Annotated in this window: 12 protein-coding genes; 8 read left to right on the forward strand and 4 right to left on the reverse strand. The window is 71.6% G+C overall.

All coding sequences use genetic code 11. From position 1 onward, the window contains the following. The first annotated feature begins 36 nt into the window (after positions 1-36). Complete coding sequence (gene glmM, locus BLW78_RS16985) at positions 37-1,377, forward strand: phosphoglucosamine mutase (protein ID WP_026605059.1); 1,341 nt, start codon at positions 37-39, stop codon at positions 1,375-1,377. A 50-nt stretch (positions 1,378-1,427) separates the two neighbouring features. On the opposite strand, the gene BLW78_RS16990 is transcribed toward glmM, so the two are convergent. Continuing rightward, on the reverse strand, positions 1,428-1,769 hold the full coding sequence (locus tag BLW78_RS16990; protein WP_091680980.1) for an MmcQ/YjbR family DNA-binding protein: 342 nt from the start codon (positions 1,767-1,769) through the stop codon (positions 1,428-1,430). Positions 1,770-2,005: 236 nt separating this feature from the next. Here BLW78_RS16990 and BLW78_RS16995 point away from each other — a divergent pair, with 236 nt between their 5' ends. From BLW78_RS16995 to BLW78_RS17005, 3 genes are all read left to right on the forward strand, one after another. Beyond that, positions 2,006-2,980, forward strand: a complete 975-nt coding sequence (locus BLW78_RS16995; RefSeq protein ID WP_020094007.1) for an outer membrane protein — start codon at positions 2,006-2,008, stop codon at positions 2,978-2,980. A gap of 275 nt (positions 2,981-3,255) precedes the next feature. Beyond that, entirely contained in the window at positions 3,256-4,155 is a 900-nt protein-coding gene (locus tag BLW78_RS17000) for an outer membrane protein (RefSeq protein ID WP_020094006.1), read from the forward strand. A gap of 26 nt (positions 4,156-4,181) precedes the next feature. After that, on the forward strand, positions 4,182-4,421 hold the full coding sequence (locus BLW78_RS17005; RefSeq protein ID WP_026605058.1) for a hypothetical protein: 240 nt from the start codon (positions 4,182-4,184) through the stop codon (positions 4,419-4,421). 16 nt (positions 4,422-4,437) lie between these two features. Here the strand turns inward: BLW78_RS17005 and BLW78_RS17010 are convergent, their stop codons facing one another. Further along, on the reverse strand, positions 4,438-4,986 hold the full coding sequence (locus BLW78_RS17010) for an HNH endonuclease (protein ID WP_020094004.1): 549 nt from the start codon (positions 4,984-4,986) through the stop codon (positions 4,438-4,440). A gap of 521 nt (positions 4,987-5,507) precedes the next feature. On the opposite strand from BLW78_RS17010, the gene BLW78_RS17015 reads away from it, so the two are divergent. Beyond that, entirely contained in the window at positions 5,508-8,225 is a 2,718-nt protein-coding gene (locus BLW78_RS17015) for a DUF3772 domain-containing protein (protein ID WP_091680982.1), read from the forward strand. Here BLW78_RS17015 and BLW78_RS17020 read toward each other — a convergent pair. Further along, positions 8,178-9,278: a GGDEF domain-containing protein gene (locus tag BLW78_RS17020; RefSeq protein ID WP_091680984.1), complete on the reverse strand. Its 1,101-nt coding sequence runs from the start codon at positions 9,276-9,278 to the stop codon at positions 8,178-8,180. The genes BLW78_RS17015 and BLW78_RS17020 overlap by 48 nt on opposite strands. A 186-nt stretch (positions 9,279-9,464) precedes the next feature. Here BLW78_RS17020 and BLW78_RS17025 point away from each other — a divergent pair, with 186 nt between their 5' ends. Then, the gene (locus BLW78_RS17025; protein ID WP_091680985.1) at positions 9,465-9,944 is read left to right on the forward strand and encodes a CAP domain-containing protein; all 480 of its coding nucleotides are present in this window, start codon (positions 9,465-9,467) and stop codon (positions 9,942-9,944) included. Positions 9,945-10,321: 377 nt separating this feature from the next. Further along, on the forward strand, positions 10,322-12,097 hold the full coding sequence (locus BLW78_RS17030) for a glucan ABC transporter ATP-binding protein/ permease (protein ID WP_091680987.1): 1,776 nt from the start codon (positions 10,322-10,324) through the stop codon (positions 12,095-12,097). Between the two features lie 49 nt (positions 12,098-12,146). On the opposite strand, the gene BLW78_RS17035 is transcribed toward BLW78_RS17030, so the two are convergent. Next, positions 12,147-13,034 (reverse strand): YihY/virulence factor BrkB family protein, encoded by an 888-nt coding sequence (locus BLW78_RS17035; RefSeq protein ID WP_056533709.1) that lies wholly within the window; start codon positions 13,032-13,034, stop codon positions 12,147-12,149. 229 nt (positions 13,035-13,263) lie between these two features. On the opposite strand from BLW78_RS17035, the gene BLW78_RS17040 reads away from it, so the two are divergent. Continuing rightward, complete coding sequence (locus tag BLW78_RS17040; RefSeq protein WP_042675836.1) at positions 13,264-14,172, forward strand: DMT family transporter; 909 nt, start codon at positions 13,264-13,266, stop codon at positions 14,170-14,172. Positions 14,173-14,236 lie beyond the last annotated feature (64 nt).

A 14,236-nucleotide genomic window follows, 5' to 3' on the forward strand; every position in this document is an offset into this window, starting at 1 on the left:
GCCGGGTCCGCGAGACCGGGCGCCGGAGACGTGATGGTGCGCAAGTATTTCGGAACCGACGGCATCCGGGGCCGGGCCAACGGCGTGATCACGCCGGAGCTCGCCCTCAAGGTCGGTCAGGCCGCCGGCCTCGTGTTCCAGCGCGGTGACCACCGCCACCGGGTGGTGATCGGCAAGGACACCCGCCTCTCCGGCTACATGATCGAGACCGCGCTCGTCGCCGGCTTCACCTCGGTGGGCATGGACGTGCTGCTGCTCGGGCCGGTGCCGACGCCGGCCGTGGCGATGCTGACCCGCTCGATGCGGGCCGATCTCGGCGTGATGATCTCGGCCTCGCACAACCCGTTCGAGGACAACGGCATCAAGCTGTTCGGGCCCGACGGCTTCAAGCTCAACGACGCGATCGAGCACGAGATCGAGGGGCTGATCGACGCCGACATGCACAAGCGCCTGTCCGGCTCCAACGATCTCGGCCGGGCCAAGCGCATCGAGAGCGTGCACGCCCGCTACATCGAGTTCGCCAAGCGGACCCTGCCGCGGCAGGTGACGCTGGACGGGCTGCGGGTCGTGGTCGACTGCGCCAACGGCGCGGCCTACCGGGTCGCCCCCGAGACCCTGTGGGAACTCGGCGCCGAGGTGATCGCCATCGGCACCGAGCCGGACGGGTTCAACATCAACCGGGATGTCGGCTCGACCGCGCCCGCGGCCCTGATCGACATGGTGCGCGAGCGCCGGGCCGATATCGGCATCGCGCTGGACGGCGACGCCGACCGGGTGCTGATCGTGGACGAGAAGGGCCAGGTGGTCGACGGCGACCAGCTCATGGCCGTCGTGGCGCGCTCCTGGAAGGAGGACGAGCGCCTGACGCAGCCGGGCGTGGTGGCGACGATCATGTCGAATCTCGGCCTGGAGCGCTTCCTCGGCGGTCTCGGCCTGACCCTGGCCCGCACGGCGGTGGGGGACCGCTACGTCCTCGAGCACATGCGGGCGCACGGCTACAACCTCGGCGGCGAGCAGTCCGGCCACATCATCATGTCGGACTACACGACCACCGGCGACGGCCTCGTGGCCGCCCTGCAGCTGCTGAGCGTGGTGCAGCGGCAGAACCGGCCCGTGAGCGAGGTCTGCCACTGCTTCGACCCGCTGCCGCAGATCCTCAAGAACGTCCGCTACCGGAGCGGCGAGCCCCTGCGCGAGGACAGCGTGGTCAGCGCCATCGAGCACGCCCGCGAGCGGCTCGGCAATGCCGGCCGCCTCGTGATCCGCCCGTCGGGCACCGAGCCGGTGATCCGCGTCATGGCCGAGGGCGACGACCGCGGCCTCGTCAACGCGGTGGTCGACGAGGTGGTCGACGCCGTCACCCGCGCGGCGGCCTGAGGCCGGAGCCCCGGAGGGGCGCGGCTCGACTCCGAAGGGGGCAGCCCGAGTCAGCCCAGATCGGCGTAGGCGGCGCGCAGCTCCGCGGGTGCGGTCATCCGCCACGCCGCCAGCAGCGCCACCCGCAGAATCTCCTCCGCGCACGGGTCGAGGTCGAGATTGGTCCAGCCCCGCCGCCCCCAGGCGCCGTCGAGCGGCGCGAACAGGTCCGGCTCGGCCTCGCAGAGGGCGGCCTGATCGGCGGGCGCGAGGCGCAGCACGACCCGCGCCTCCTCGACCCAGAGGGTCGCGAAGACCCGGCCGCCGACCCGGAAATCCGGGTTGCCGCTGTGGGCGCCCGCTACCGCCTCGGGCAGCATCAGCGCCAGGATGCGCACGTCGTCGGGTCCCATGCGGCCTCAGCCCCCGCGCCGTCCGGCCCCCACAGAAGAACTGCGCTGACCCCGGCGGCGCAGCGCAGCCGAAACAAGCAAGTCTCGCCCGGATATCCGTTTCGACAGTTCGGCAACGGATGCGCAAGCCTAACATTTAACGTTAAGCCGGATTTAAGACGTTCCTTCCATCCTGCCCTCGTACCCCGGGACCGCGCGCCGCGCGTCCGGCTCACGAGTCCAGTGAAGGAATCCTCATGGCCCGCTCCAAGCTGAACGCTTTGGTGCGTAGCCTGACGCTCGCGGCGAGCGTCGGTGCGCCCTGCCTCGCCGCGGCCGCGGATCTGATGCTCCCGCCGCCCCCGCCCCCGCCGCCCCCGCCGATCGAGGTCGGCGGCGGCTGGTACCTGCGCGGCGACGTGGGCGCGAGCATCTACACCCGTCCGCGCTACAGCGACGCCTACGACTACACCGGCTACGCCGAGTCCAACCGCGCCTTCGGCAACGCGGTCGGCGGCGGCGGTTTCGCGGGCGTCGGCGTCGGCTACCAGTTCACCCCGTTCCTGCGCGGCGACATCACCGGTGAGTACCGCTACTCCACCGGCCTGCGCGGCAGCGAGTACTACAAGGGTCCGGATTTCGACAATGGGCTCGGCTCGTACGGCGTGAACAAGTCGAGCGGCAACTTCGACTCCGCGGTGGTGCTGGCCAACGCCTATTTCGACCTCGGCACGTGGTACGGCATCACGCCGTTCATCGGCGGCGGCGTCGGCTACGCATTCAACCACGTCTCGAGCTACTCGACCAACCAGCAGTTCACCAGCCCGACCTACGCGTACGATTACACCAATGCCGGCTGCGGCTGCATCCCGTACGCCCCGGTCTACGACCCGAACGGCAATCCGGTCTACAACACCAACAGCGGCAGCAAGTTCTACAAGGACAAGACCACCGGCAGCCTCGCCTGGGCGCTCCACGCCGGTCTCGCCTACAACGTGACCGACGCGCTGAAGATCGAAGTGGCCTACCGCTACCTGAACCTCGGCAAGGCCGAGACCGGCCCGGGCTTCGTCCCGTGCTGCACCGGCAGCCTACAGGCGATCAAGATCAAGGACATCGAGGCGCACGACGTGAAGATCGGCCTGCGCTACTACCTCGGTGGCTTCGTGGCGGCCCCGCTGCCGCCGCTGATGCCTGAGCCGATCCCCGGCCCGCTGGTGCGCAAGTACTGATCGCGCCTCGACCGCGATTCCCCTGACGGACGACGACGGCGCGGAGGGTCTCCGCGCCGTCTCGCGTTTCGGCGCCCCGTCGCGACAGGCTCGGTTCTCGGCCTGTCCTCAGCCCGTCCTTGGCCGACCCAATAACCGCCACGACGTCCCAGGACTGGCATCCCCGGATCGGGACTGACCTATCGCAGTCGAGCAACGGAGAATTAAGGTTACCGGCGTATCACCGTGTCGAGGCTCGATCCGCCGTCCGTCTTTTCCGTCCCAGGACGATCCCGATGCGTACCGTCACTTTCCCGCTGCTGGCGGTTCTCGGTCTCTGCGGCGTGAACACCGCGCGCGCCGCGGATCTGGATTACGATTACCTGCGCGGCGCGGATTACGACCCGGTCCCGGCCCCGGTGGTCGACTGGAGCGGCGTGTATGTCGGCGGCCACGGCGGCTACACCTCCGCGCTCATGGGGAGCAAGGGCGCGTTCCAACCGCTGATCTACCGGGACTCGCACAACACGACGGGTGAGTCCGACTTCCACGCCTCGACGCTCCTTAGCCCGCCATCGCGGCGAGTCGGCGACACGAGTTTCGGCGCCTTCGCGGGCTACAACGTTCAGTTCGACGAGTTCGTCTTCGGCATCGAGGGGGACTACACGAATTTCGGCCGGATGGGCGTGTCGAGCGATGGTCTTGCGCGGACCCAAATGTCGGCCGCCGGCAGCTACGATACCGTGAGCCTGAGTGGATCCACGGCGACGCGGGTCAACGATTACGGCACGCTGCGCGCGCGGGTCGGCTACGCCCTGGGCAATTTCCTGCCCTATGTCACTGGCGGCATCGCCATCGGTCGGGCGCGCGTCGCCGATACGACGAGCTATCAGAACTATGGCTTCAATCTGACGGCCTACAACGCGACTCTGGCCGGGACGCCGACCTACGTGAACAATTACGGCTACACGAGCTTCAACCAGAGCGCGCCCTACAACGGGACCCCGTTCACCTCGATCCAGACGCAGTCGAGGACCAAGGTCACCGCCGGCGTGGCGGCGGGAGCGGGCGTCGAGTACGCGATCACGCCGAACATCCTCCTGCGCGCCGAGTATCAGTACGTGCTGTTCAGCAGTTTCGACGGGCACAAGGTCAACCTGAACACCGTCCGGGCCGGCGCGGCCGTCAAGTTCTGATGCCGCGCTTCGGCGGGAGCCTGTTCATGCAGCACGCACGCACCATCCGGCTCACCGTCCTGCTGCTCGGTGCCGGCCCGCTCCTCGACCCCGCCGTCGCGGCGGATTGGCCGCGCGACCCGCATCCGCCGCGCAGCGTTCGATACCGGAGTCCGGTGCCGTCCGTTCCCGCCGTCCCCCCGCCCGTGCTGGTGCGGGGCTACCTGCCGCGCAACCACAACGTCCCGATGTACAACGAGCCGCCCCGCCGCGAGCCGGCCTGGTGAGGCCTCCGCGCCGCCCTCAGCTCTCCAGCTCGCTGTCCCAGTACAGGTAGTCGAGCCAGGTGTGATGGTATTGGCGGTGATCGAACTCGGGCTGCCGGTGGTGCAGCTCGTAGCGCGTCGGCCGCCGGGGCTCGGTCATCAGCGGCATGTCCGCCTCGTCCGGCGTGCGGTTGGCCTTGCGCAGGTTGCAGGGCGAGCAGGCCGCCACGACGTTCTCCCAGCTCGACAGGCCGCCCCGGGAGCGCGGCACCACGTGGTCGAAGGTCAGGCCGCCCGAGGGCAGCCGCAGGCCGCAATACTGGCAGCTGAAACCGTCGCGCAGGTAGATGTTGTAGCGGGTGAAGGCCGGGCTGCGGGCCAGCGCCACGTAGTTCTTCAGCGCCACGACGCTCGGCACCCGCAGGGCGCGCGAGGGCGAGCGCGCCTCGACGTCGTAGCTCGCCACCAGGGTGACGCGGTCGAGGAACAGGGCCGTGAAGGCGTCCTTCCACGACCAGAGGGAGAGCGGATTGTACGAGAGCGGCCGATAATCCGCGTTGAGGACGAGGGTTTGGAGATCCATCATCGGCGCGACTCTTCGGACTAGCTCTGGCGCGTGGGACGCGCGGGACCATGCCGCCGCCCCGCCGGCCCGTCCGAACCGGCCCGGGGCCGATACGGGACGGGCCGGCGCGCGGAGCGACGGCTTGACGGGATAGACGGAGGGAACAACAGGGCGGCGGGCCGGCGCGCGGGGGCGCCGGTCGATGCGGTAGCATCCGGAACGCGGCCGGGCCGGGCCGGTATCGCCACCGGCCGCGCCCTTTCGCGTAGCAACGAAAAGGCCCTGTCCATCAGGTGTTCATCTAATCCCAGCGTGACACCCTTGTGAAGCTTTTCCGGATGAGCCCCGGGGACGCACCCACAGCGGGCTCGCGGGGGCGGGACCCGGCGCGGGATCCGGCCCGGGGTGGGCAGCGGCACGGTTTCGCCCTATTGCTCGCCCAGAGCGCCCGGCCGCCAGGAGGCCCGCCCGGTCCCTGATCGCCGCCGATTCGCCGATGCCGGACTCCGGCCGGCCGCCGCGCGCCCGACGAGAGGTTGCTCATGCATCGTATCCCAGCGCGGACCCGGAAGCCGGAGGGCGCGCCGCGCCCGTCCCGCGCACTCGCCCTGCTCGCCGCGCTGGTGTTCGCAACCCCGGCGGCCCTGACCCTGCCGGCCTTCGCCCAGGATCCGGCGCCCGCCGCCAAGTCTTCCGATCAGAAGCCCGCCGATCACAAGTCCGCCGACACCAAGGCCGCGCCCGACGCCAAGCCCGCGGACGGCAAGGCGCCCGACGCGAAGGCGCCCGACGCGAAACCCGCCGACGCGAAGCCCGCGCCCCCGCCGGCCGCCAAGGCCGAGGTTCCCGAGCAGTTCAAGAAGGTCCGAGCCAAGCTCGACGCCGCCAAGACCGAGCTCGACGCCCGCGAGAAGCAGCTCGGCCACACGGAGCTGACGGTGGCCGACCTCACCGCCATCCGCGACAGCGCCGTGACGGTCACCGACGAGATCCGCACCCTGGTCACCCGGCTCGACGCGCCGCTGGAGGCCGCGCGCGAGCGCCTGGCTCAGCTCGGGCCGAAACCCAAGGATACCCAGGAGAGCGCCGACGTCGCCGCCGAGCGCGCCGAGCGCGAGGCCGCCGTCACCCGCATCGACGAGACCCAGCGCCTCGCCCGCTCCCTGGTGGTGCAGGGCGACCAGATCGTCGACCGTGTCTCGAATCGCCGCCGCGAATCGTTCACCCGCGACCTGCTCCAGCGCTCCCAGCCGCTGGTCGGCCCCGGTCTCTGGACCAAGGTGATGGGCGACGTCCCCCGGGACACGCGCGCCCTGCAGAGCGCCGTGTCGGATATCGGGCTGCTGTTTTCCCGCAACGGCAACCTCGCCAACCTGCTGTTCTTGGGGCTCGCCTTCGGGATCTCGGTGGCGCTGTATTTCGGCCGGCGCAACATCGCCCCCAAGGGCGCCCGCCGGGATGCCACCAAGACCGACCCGTCGCGGCGCGCCGTGATGCTCGCCGCCTGGCGGGTGATCCTGCTCGGCACCGTGCCGGCCGTGGCCGGGTCCTATGCGGTCTACTACGCCCTCGATTCCACCAACCTGCTGCCGTCCCGGCTCCTGCCGGTCGCCGCCGCGATCCTCGGAGGGCTGGCCTTCATCGCCTTCGTGGAGGCCCTCTGCGACGGGCTGCTCAGCCCCGAGAAGCCGGCGTGGCGGCCCGCCCCGGTGAGCGACGCGGCGGCCACCCGCCTGACCCGGCTCGCCGTCGGCATCGCCACGGTGATCACCGTGGTGAAGTCCGTCGAGGCCCTGAATTCCGGGATCTCGGCGGCCCTGCCGATCTCCATCGCCACGCGGGGCCTCGGGGCGGTCGCCACCGCGCTGATCCTGGCGGTCGGCCTCCACCGCTTCGCCGACACCGAGCAGGAGGAGGAGGCCTGCTTCGGCCCCTACGTGCCGACCAAGACCACGACGGGCATCGGCGGGCCGGCGCGGCTCCTGGGCTGGGCCGCGGTGGCGCTGATCGGGCTCGGCGCCCTGGTGGGCTACGTGGCCTTCGCGGCCTTCCTGATCGACCAGCTGATCTGGGACGCCGCCGTCCTCGTGCTGCTCTACCTGCTGGTCCAGAGCGTCGATATCTTCGTCGGCCGCGCCCTCAGCGACGAGACGCGGCTCGCCACCACGCTCCAGGCCAATACCGGCCTGCGCAAGCGCTCGCTCAACCAGATCTCGGTCCTGACGACTGGCGCGACCCGGCTCATCCTGTTCCTGGCGGCGGCGGTCCTCGTGCTGGCGCCCTGGGGGCTCGATTCCACCGACATCGTCTCGTCGGTCCGGCAGGCCTTCTTCGGCTTCAAGGTCGGCGACGTCACGATCTCGCTCTCCAGCATCGCCTTCGGGATCGGCATCCTGGTGGTCGGCGTGTTCATCACCCGCGGGGTGCAGCGCTGGCTGGAGAACACCTACCTGCCGGCCACCGACCTCGACGCGGGCCTGCGCAACTCGATCACCACGGTGGCAGGCTATTGCGGCTTCCTGATCGCGCTGGCGCTCGCCTTCTCGTATCTCGGCCTGAGCCTCGAGAAGCTCACCATCGTGGCCGGCGCCCTGTCGGTCGGTATCGGTTTCGGCCTCCAGTCGATCGTCAACAACTTCGTCTCCGGCCTGCTGCTCCTGTGGGAGCGCCCGATCCGGGTCGGCGACCAGGTGGTGATCGGCGATTCCGAGGGCATCGTGAAGCGGATCTCGGTGCGCTCCACCGAGATCCAGACCTTCGACCGCTCGGCCGTGATCGTGCCGAACTCGAACCTGATCTCCGGGGTGGTGAAGAACCGGGTGCGGGGCGACCGGACCGGGCGCGTCAGCATCACGGTCAGCGTCCTGCGCAACCAGGACCCGGTGCGCGCCGCCGAGATGATCACGGCCTGCGCGCAGGGCCATTCCGACGTCCTGAAGGAGCCCCCGCCCCGGGTGGTGTTCAAGAAGATCGGCGACCCGTTCCTGGAATTCGAGCTGCTCGTCTGGATCGTGGACGTGAGCCTCGGCCAGAAGGTGGTGACCGACCTGAACTTCTCGGTGTTCGCGACCCTCTCGGAGGCGGGCTTCATCCCGCCGCTCGGGCCCGGCTCCAGCATCGTCACCGTGCAGGGCCTCGACACGATGCAGAGCGCCATGGGCGAGATCGCCAGCCGCTTCATCCAGCCGGCCGCGGTTCCCGAGGGCGGCGAATCAGCCCGCCCCCAGCGCGACCGCGGGCTGCGCAGCGCCGGTGCCTGATCGGCCGCCGCCGAGGACGATCCGGACGGCGTTCCCGCCCGCGTCCTTGGCGGCGTAGAGCGCCGCGTCCGCCCGGTCGAACAGCCGGGCGCGGCCCCCGCGCCCGCTGGACATCCCCGCGGCGTCTCCCACCGCGATCCCCACGGAGGCGCCGATCCGCAACTCCCGGCCGCGATACGGGATCGGCCGGCTCAGGGCGGCGACGACGCGCCGGCCGCGCTCCACCAGCGCGAGCGGGTCGACGGGCGCCCGCAGAAGCACGGCGAACTCGTCGCCGCCGATGCGGGCCACGAGGGCCGCGTCCCGGCAGACGGCGGCGAGCCGCGCGGCCGAGCGCCGGAGGCACAGGTCGCCGGCCGCGTGGCCGTGGACGTCGTTGACCGGCTTGAACCCGTCGAGGTCGATCAGCAGCAGGGCGCCGAGGGGATCCGGACCGGCGCCGCCCGTCCCGGCCTCGAACCGCGCCTCGAATCGCGCCTCGAAGCCGCGGCGGTTCGCCAGCCCGGTGAGCGGGTCGCGCTCGGCGCGCCGGCTCAGCTCGGCCAGCCGGGCGATCTCCTCGGTGACGTCCTGCTTGGTTCCGAACAGGCGGGCGGGGCGCCCGTCCTCGGCCTCGACCGCGGCGCGGATCCGGATCCAGCGCCGCCGGCCCCCGGCCTGGATCTCTGCGTCGAGCACGAAGGCGCCGCTCCCGGCGATCGCCCGGTGCCGGAGCGCCTCCAGCAGGCGCCGCGAGGTCGGCTCGTAGAGGTCCAGGATCCGGGGCCGGTGCAGCGCCGCGCCCCGGCGGACGCCGAACAGGTCGTGGACGCCCCCGGACCAGTCGAGGGCGCCGTCGCGCAGGCGGCAGGACCAGAGGCCTATCCCGGCGGCCGCCAGGGCACGCTCCTGCCGCGCCAGCAGGCCGGCCTGCTGGCGGAGGATCGTCCGCTCGAGGGCGCGCGCGGCCGCGGCCTCCGACGCCGCCTCAGACGCTGCCGACGGGTCCGCGCACCCGCCGACGGGTCGGTCGCGGGGTGGATCCACCGGGGTCAGGGAACGCGCGGTCGTCATCGGTGTGCAATTTTAGACGGAGGGCCTTTGAGGAAGCCCTAACTGTCCGATGCGCGGCCGAGCGGCAGCCCCTATATGGCGGCTGGGCGGTGGGGCCGTCGCAGGGATGGGTGAAACGTGACGAGACGCGATCGGGACGGTCGACATGCGGGGCGCGGGCTCGCCCGGATCAGGACCGGAGCCCGGATGGTCGGTCCGGCCGCGATGGCGGCGGCGCTTCTGGGCGGCTGCGCCGCCCAGCCGCCGAGCAGCGCCGGGCTGCCGAGCATCTACCTGCCGCTCGCCAGCAACAGCGCGCATATCGACGTCGAGGCGGCCCGCGACATGATCTCGTCCTACCGCCGCAACCGCGGCGCGCCGCCGCTGACGGTCGATCCCGAACTGCAGCGCCTCGCCGAGGCCGAGGCGGCCGCCATGGCGCTCGCCGACCGGCCGAGCCGGGCCCAGACCGTCAAGGCCGCCGTTGAGCGGCTCGGCTACGCGAGCGTCAACGCCAACCTCTCGGCGGGCTACCACACCCTGGCCGAGGCCTTCTCGGGCTGGCGCGAGAGCCCGCCCCACGACGCCACCATGCTGGCGCCCGGGGCGACCCGGATGGGGATCGCCACCGCCTACGCCCCGGGCTCGAAGTACAAGGTCTACTGGGCGCTCCTCACCGCGAAGTAGCGGCACCCCGCCGGTCGGCCGGCATGGAGGGGGCCTCGCCGGCGAGAGGCGAATCGGTCGTCCGGACAGCCGGACGCCGTCGATCATGAACGGCGCGAACGCCGCGTCGACGCCGCCGAGCCGTCGGGCACCGCCCGCGCGTCCGGGACGCGGCGGGTCCGCGCTAAGCTTCGGGAAACTTTGCTGAAGCAACCGTAAAGGCGACTGTTTCGAACCTGTATCGGCCCGTCATCGCCCGTTCAGGCAGGCGCTGGCATACCCGTTTCGTACGAGGGGTTTGACGCGGATCCGGCACGCATGCCGGCCGCGCGGACCTCCTCGGTGAAGGCGTGAGACCCGGGTCACACGGGCCGCGCCAGGGGTGGCGGAGCGGTACGATGGTTCGTCTGTACGGGCGGGTCCTGGGATTTCTGAAGGCGGAGCGGCGGCTGGCGATAGGCCTGGCCGTCACCAACGTGGTCCTGGCGATCGCGGCCTTCGCCGAGCCCCTGCTGATGGGCCGGATCATCGACCAGCTGACCCATCTCAAGCGCGGCGGCGACGCCATGGGCACGATGCTGCCCCTGCTCGCCGCCTGGGTGGCGTTCGGCTTCTTCACCATCGCGGCGGGCGTGTTCATCGCGCTCCACGCCGACCGGCTCGCGCACCGCAACCGGCTGTCGTCGATGGCGAGCTACTTCGAGCACGTCCTCGACCTGCCGCTCGCCTTCCACTCGGCCAACCATTCCGGCCGCGTCCTGAAGGCGATGCTGGAGGGCACGAACGGCATGGCGTGGCTGTGGCTCGGCTTCTTCCGCGATCACCTCGTCGCCCTGGTCTCGCTCGGCGTGCTCCTGCCGATGACCCTGTTCATCAACTGGCAGCTCGGCGCGATCCTGGTGGTGCTGGTGCTAGCCTTCACGGCGCTCACCACCTTCGTGATGCGCCGGACCGAGGCGCTCCAGGGCCAGGTCGAGGAATTCAACTCGGGGCTGGCCGCCCACGCCTCGGACGCCCTCGGCAACGTCGCGGTGATCCAGTCCTTCACCCGCGCCAAGGCCGAGAAGGAGGCGATGCGCGGCATCATCACCAACCTGCTCGCCGCTCAGATCCCGGTCCTGTCCTGGTGGGCGCTCGCCAACGTGGCGACCCGCGCCTCCGCGACCATTACCATGACGGCGATCTTCGTCACCGGCATCTGGCTCTACCAGGCCGGCACCACCACGGTGGGCGAGGTCGTGGCCTTCATGAGCCTCGCCACCGCCTTCGTGGCCCGGCTCGACCACGTGGTCGGCTTCGTCAACGGCCTGTTCCAGCAGGCGCCGAAGATCGCCGAGTTCTTCGAGATCTACGACACCGTCCCGGCGGTGGCCGACCGGCCGCACGCCCGGCAGGTCGCCCGCTTCGAGGGCGCGGTCAGCTTCGAGGACGTCGCCTTCTCGTACGACGGAAGGCGCCCGGCGCTCGACGGGGTCTCGTTCACCGCCAAGCCCGGCGAGACGATCGCGCTGGTCGGGACCACCGGCTCGGGCAAGTCGACGACGCTCGGCCTCCTGCACCGCAGCTTCGACCCGGCCTCCGGCGCGATCCGGATCGACGGCATGGACATCCGCGACGTCGGCCTCGCCTCGCTGCGCCACAACATCGGCGTGGTGTTCCAGGAGCCGATGCTGTTCGCCCGCTCGATCCGCGAGAATCTGCAGGTCGGCTGCCCCGACGCCACCGACGCCGAGATGCTCGACGCGCTGGAGCGCGCCCAGGCCAGCGCCTTCATGGCGCGCCAGGCCGACGGGCTCGACACGGTGATCGGCGAGCGCGGCCGGTCGCTCTCGGGCGGCGAGCGCCAGCGGCTCTCGATCGCCCGGGCCCTCCTGAAGAACCCGCCGATCCTGATCCTCGACGAGGCGACCTCGGCGCTGGACGCCGCCACCGAGCGCAAGCTCCAGGGCGCCCTGGAGACCGTGATGGAGGGGCGGACCACCTTCGTCATCGCCCACCGCCTCGCGACGATCCGCGACGCCGACCGCATCCTGGTGTTCCACGAGGGCCGGATCGTCGAGGCCGGCACCTTCGACGACCTGGTCGCGCAGGACGGCAGGTTCGCCGAGCTCGCCCGGGCGCAGTTCATGGCGGCCCAGGCGGAGGAGGACGAGGGGCTGGCGCTGGCGGCGTGAGCCGCCGCCGCCGGGGCCACCGCGTCGTCGGGGCGGGGGCCGAGAGGCGTCAGGCGCCCGGTCCCGGGACCCCCGTCCCGGCCCGGCGGCCCTCCATCTCGGCCCGGCGCGCCAGCATCTTCGCCTGCAGGCGGGTGCGGCGGGCGGCGATCACCGTGCCGTTGATCTCGCCGCCGAACAGGAACATGGCGGCGAGCCAGTAGAGGAAGACCAGGAACACCATCGCGGTGGCCAGCCCCCCGTAGGTCGACGCGTAGGCGTTGGAGAACCGGTCCAGATAGTAGCCGAAGCCGAGGCCGGCGAAGAACCACAGGAGCAGGGTCACCCCGATCCCCGGCAGCACCGACAGGATCGAGCGCCGCCCGGCCGCGACGAACTTGTGGGCGATGACCAGCACAACGGCGAGCAGCAGGGCTGTGACGGCGATCCGCCCGATCGCCACCGTGAGGCTCAGGGGCTCCAGGCCCGGCGCCACTAGGACGACGTTGCGCCAGATCAGCGGCCCCAGCACCACGAGCAGCGCGAAGGCCAGCATCGCGAAGGCTCCGCAGATCACGTAGCCGATCGATTCGAGGCGGGTCAGCCACCAGGGCCGGCTCTCGCGCAGGCCGTAGGCCCGGTTCAACCCGACCCGCAGGCTCTCGACGCCCGAGGAGGAGAAGTACAGGGCGAACAGCGCGCCGAGCGTCAGCACGCCGCTGCGCTGCTCGGTGAGCACCCGGTGCACCTCGCCGACGATCGGCTTGGCGATCTCCCGCGGCCACGCGTCGAAGATCAGCACCCCGGCCTCGTCGGCCAGCGACTGGGTGCCGAACAGGCCGGCGAGCGCCGCCAGCAGGATCAGGAACGGGAACAGCGAGGTCAGGCTCGAGAGCGCGATGTGGCTCGCGATCGCCCAGCCGTCATGGGAGACGAAGCGCTGCGCGGCGACGCCCATGACCTGTAATCCGCTGCGGAGGGGTTTCACGGGTGTCCAACGATCCTCGATCGCGCGATCCTCGGGGCGGCCCTCTCCGGGAGAGGTCCGCCGATGAACGGCGCCGGCACCCGCGCGTCAACGCCGTCGGCCCGCTCCGGTCCCGATCGGCGGCCGGTGACGCGTCCGCGCCACGCCGGTGCCGGTCGCGCCCCGCGGACGAGATCACCGTTGCGCCGGGCGCGCCGGCATGCTCCGTCCGGCGGCCATGCCTACGCTCTCCCGCCCGTCGACGCTCGCGTCCGGCGCTCTCCCGGCGCTGTTCATCCCGATCTGGGCCACGGGCTTCATCTCGGCCCGGGCGGTCGTGCCGCACGTCGATCCGCTGGCCTTCACCGCAATCCGCTTCACGGCCGTCGCCCTGGTGCTGGCCCTGATCGCCGCGGCCGCCCGGGTGCGCTGGCCGGCGGACCGGGCGGGGTGGCGCGACCCGGTCGTCGCGGGCTTCCTGATGCAGGGCGTCTACCTGTCGGGCGTCTTCTGGGCGGTGAGCCACGGGCTGCCGGCCGGCATCGCGGCGCTCGTCGGCAGCCTCCAGCCGCTGCTCACCGCGCTCCTGGCGCAGCCGCTGCTGGGCGAGCGCGTCAGCGGCCGGCGGGCGCTCGGGATCCTCATGGGCTTCGTCGGCACCGGCCTCGTGCTCGCCCCGAAGCTCGGCGCCACGGACCCGTCCGGGATCCCGCCGGCGGCGCTGGCCGTCAGCCTCCTGGGGGTGCTGGCGCTGACCCTCGGCACGCTCTGGCAGAAGCGCACCGGCGGCCAGGTCGATCTCCTGGCCGGCGCGACCCTCCAGTTCGTCGGCGGCATGGCCTGCGCCATCCCGCTGGCGCTCGCCTTCGGCGGCACCGCGTTCGATCCGGCGCCCGCCCTGTGGCTCGGCCTCAGCTGGGCGGTCTTGGTCAACTCGGTCGCCGGGATCCTGCTGCTGCTGGTGCTGATCCGGCGGGGCGCGGTGGCGGGCGTCGCCGCCCTGTTCTTCCTCGTGCCGCCGGTCGCGGCCGTCCTCGGTTACCTGCTGTTCGGCGAGGTGCTGACCCCCGTGCAGGGCGCCGGCATGGCGCTCGCCGCCCTCGGCGTGGCGGTGGCGAGCCGCGGCTGAGATGGCCGCGGGCGGTCGCCGCCGAGGCCGCGACCCCTGCGACGGAAGGCGCGGAAACCCTTCG

The organism is Methylobacterium sp. 275MFSha3.1 (assembly GCF_900108435.1).
Lineage (GTDB): Bacteria > Pseudomonadota > Alphaproteobacteria > Rhizobiales > Beijerinckiaceae > Methylobacterium.

Coding starts and splice junctions, on each gene's coding strand:
- BLW78_RS16990 (WP_091680980.1), bottom strand. CDS start 1,769: ATGGGACCCGACGACGTGCGCATCCTGGCGCTGATGCTGCCCGAGGCG.
- BLW78_RS16995 (WP_020094007.1), top strand. CDS start 2,006: ATGGCCCGCTCCAAGCTGAACGCTTTGGTGCGTAGCCTGACGCTCGCG.
- BLW78_RS17000 (WP_020094006.1), top strand. CDS start 3,256: ATGCGTACCGTCACTTTCCCGCTGCTGGCGGTTCTCGGTCTCTGCGGC.
- BLW78_RS17005 (WP_026605058.1), top strand. CDS start 4,182: ATGCAGCACGCACGCACCATCCGGCTCACCGTCCTGCTGCTCGGTGCC.
- BLW78_RS17010 (WP_020094004.1), bottom strand. CDS start 4,986: ATGATGGATCTCCAAACCCTCGTCCTCAACGCGGATTATCGGCCGCTC.
- BLW78_RS17015 (WP_091680982.1), top strand. CDS start 5,508: ATGCATCGTATCCCAGCGCGGACCCGGAAGCCGGAGGGCGCGCCGCGC.
- BLW78_RS17020 (WP_091680984.1), bottom strand. CDS start 9,278: ATGACGACCGCGCGTTCCCTGACCCCGGTGGATCCACCCCGCGACCGA.
- BLW78_RS17025 (WP_091680985.1), top strand. CDS start 9,465: ATGGTCGGTCCGGCCGCGATGGCGGCGGCGCTTCTGGGCGGCTGCGCC.
- BLW78_RS17030 (WP_091680987.1), top strand. CDS start 10,322: ATGGTTCGTCTGTACGGGCGGGTCCTGGGATTTCTGAAGGCGGAGCGG.
- BLW78_RS17035 (WP_056533709.1), bottom strand. CDS start 13,034: ATGGGCGTCGCCGCGCAGCGCTTCGTCTCCCATGACGGCTGGGCGATC.
- BLW78_RS17040 (WP_042675836.1), top strand. CDS start 13,264: ATGCTCCGTCCGGCGGCCATGCCTACGCTCTCCCGCCCGTCGACGCTC.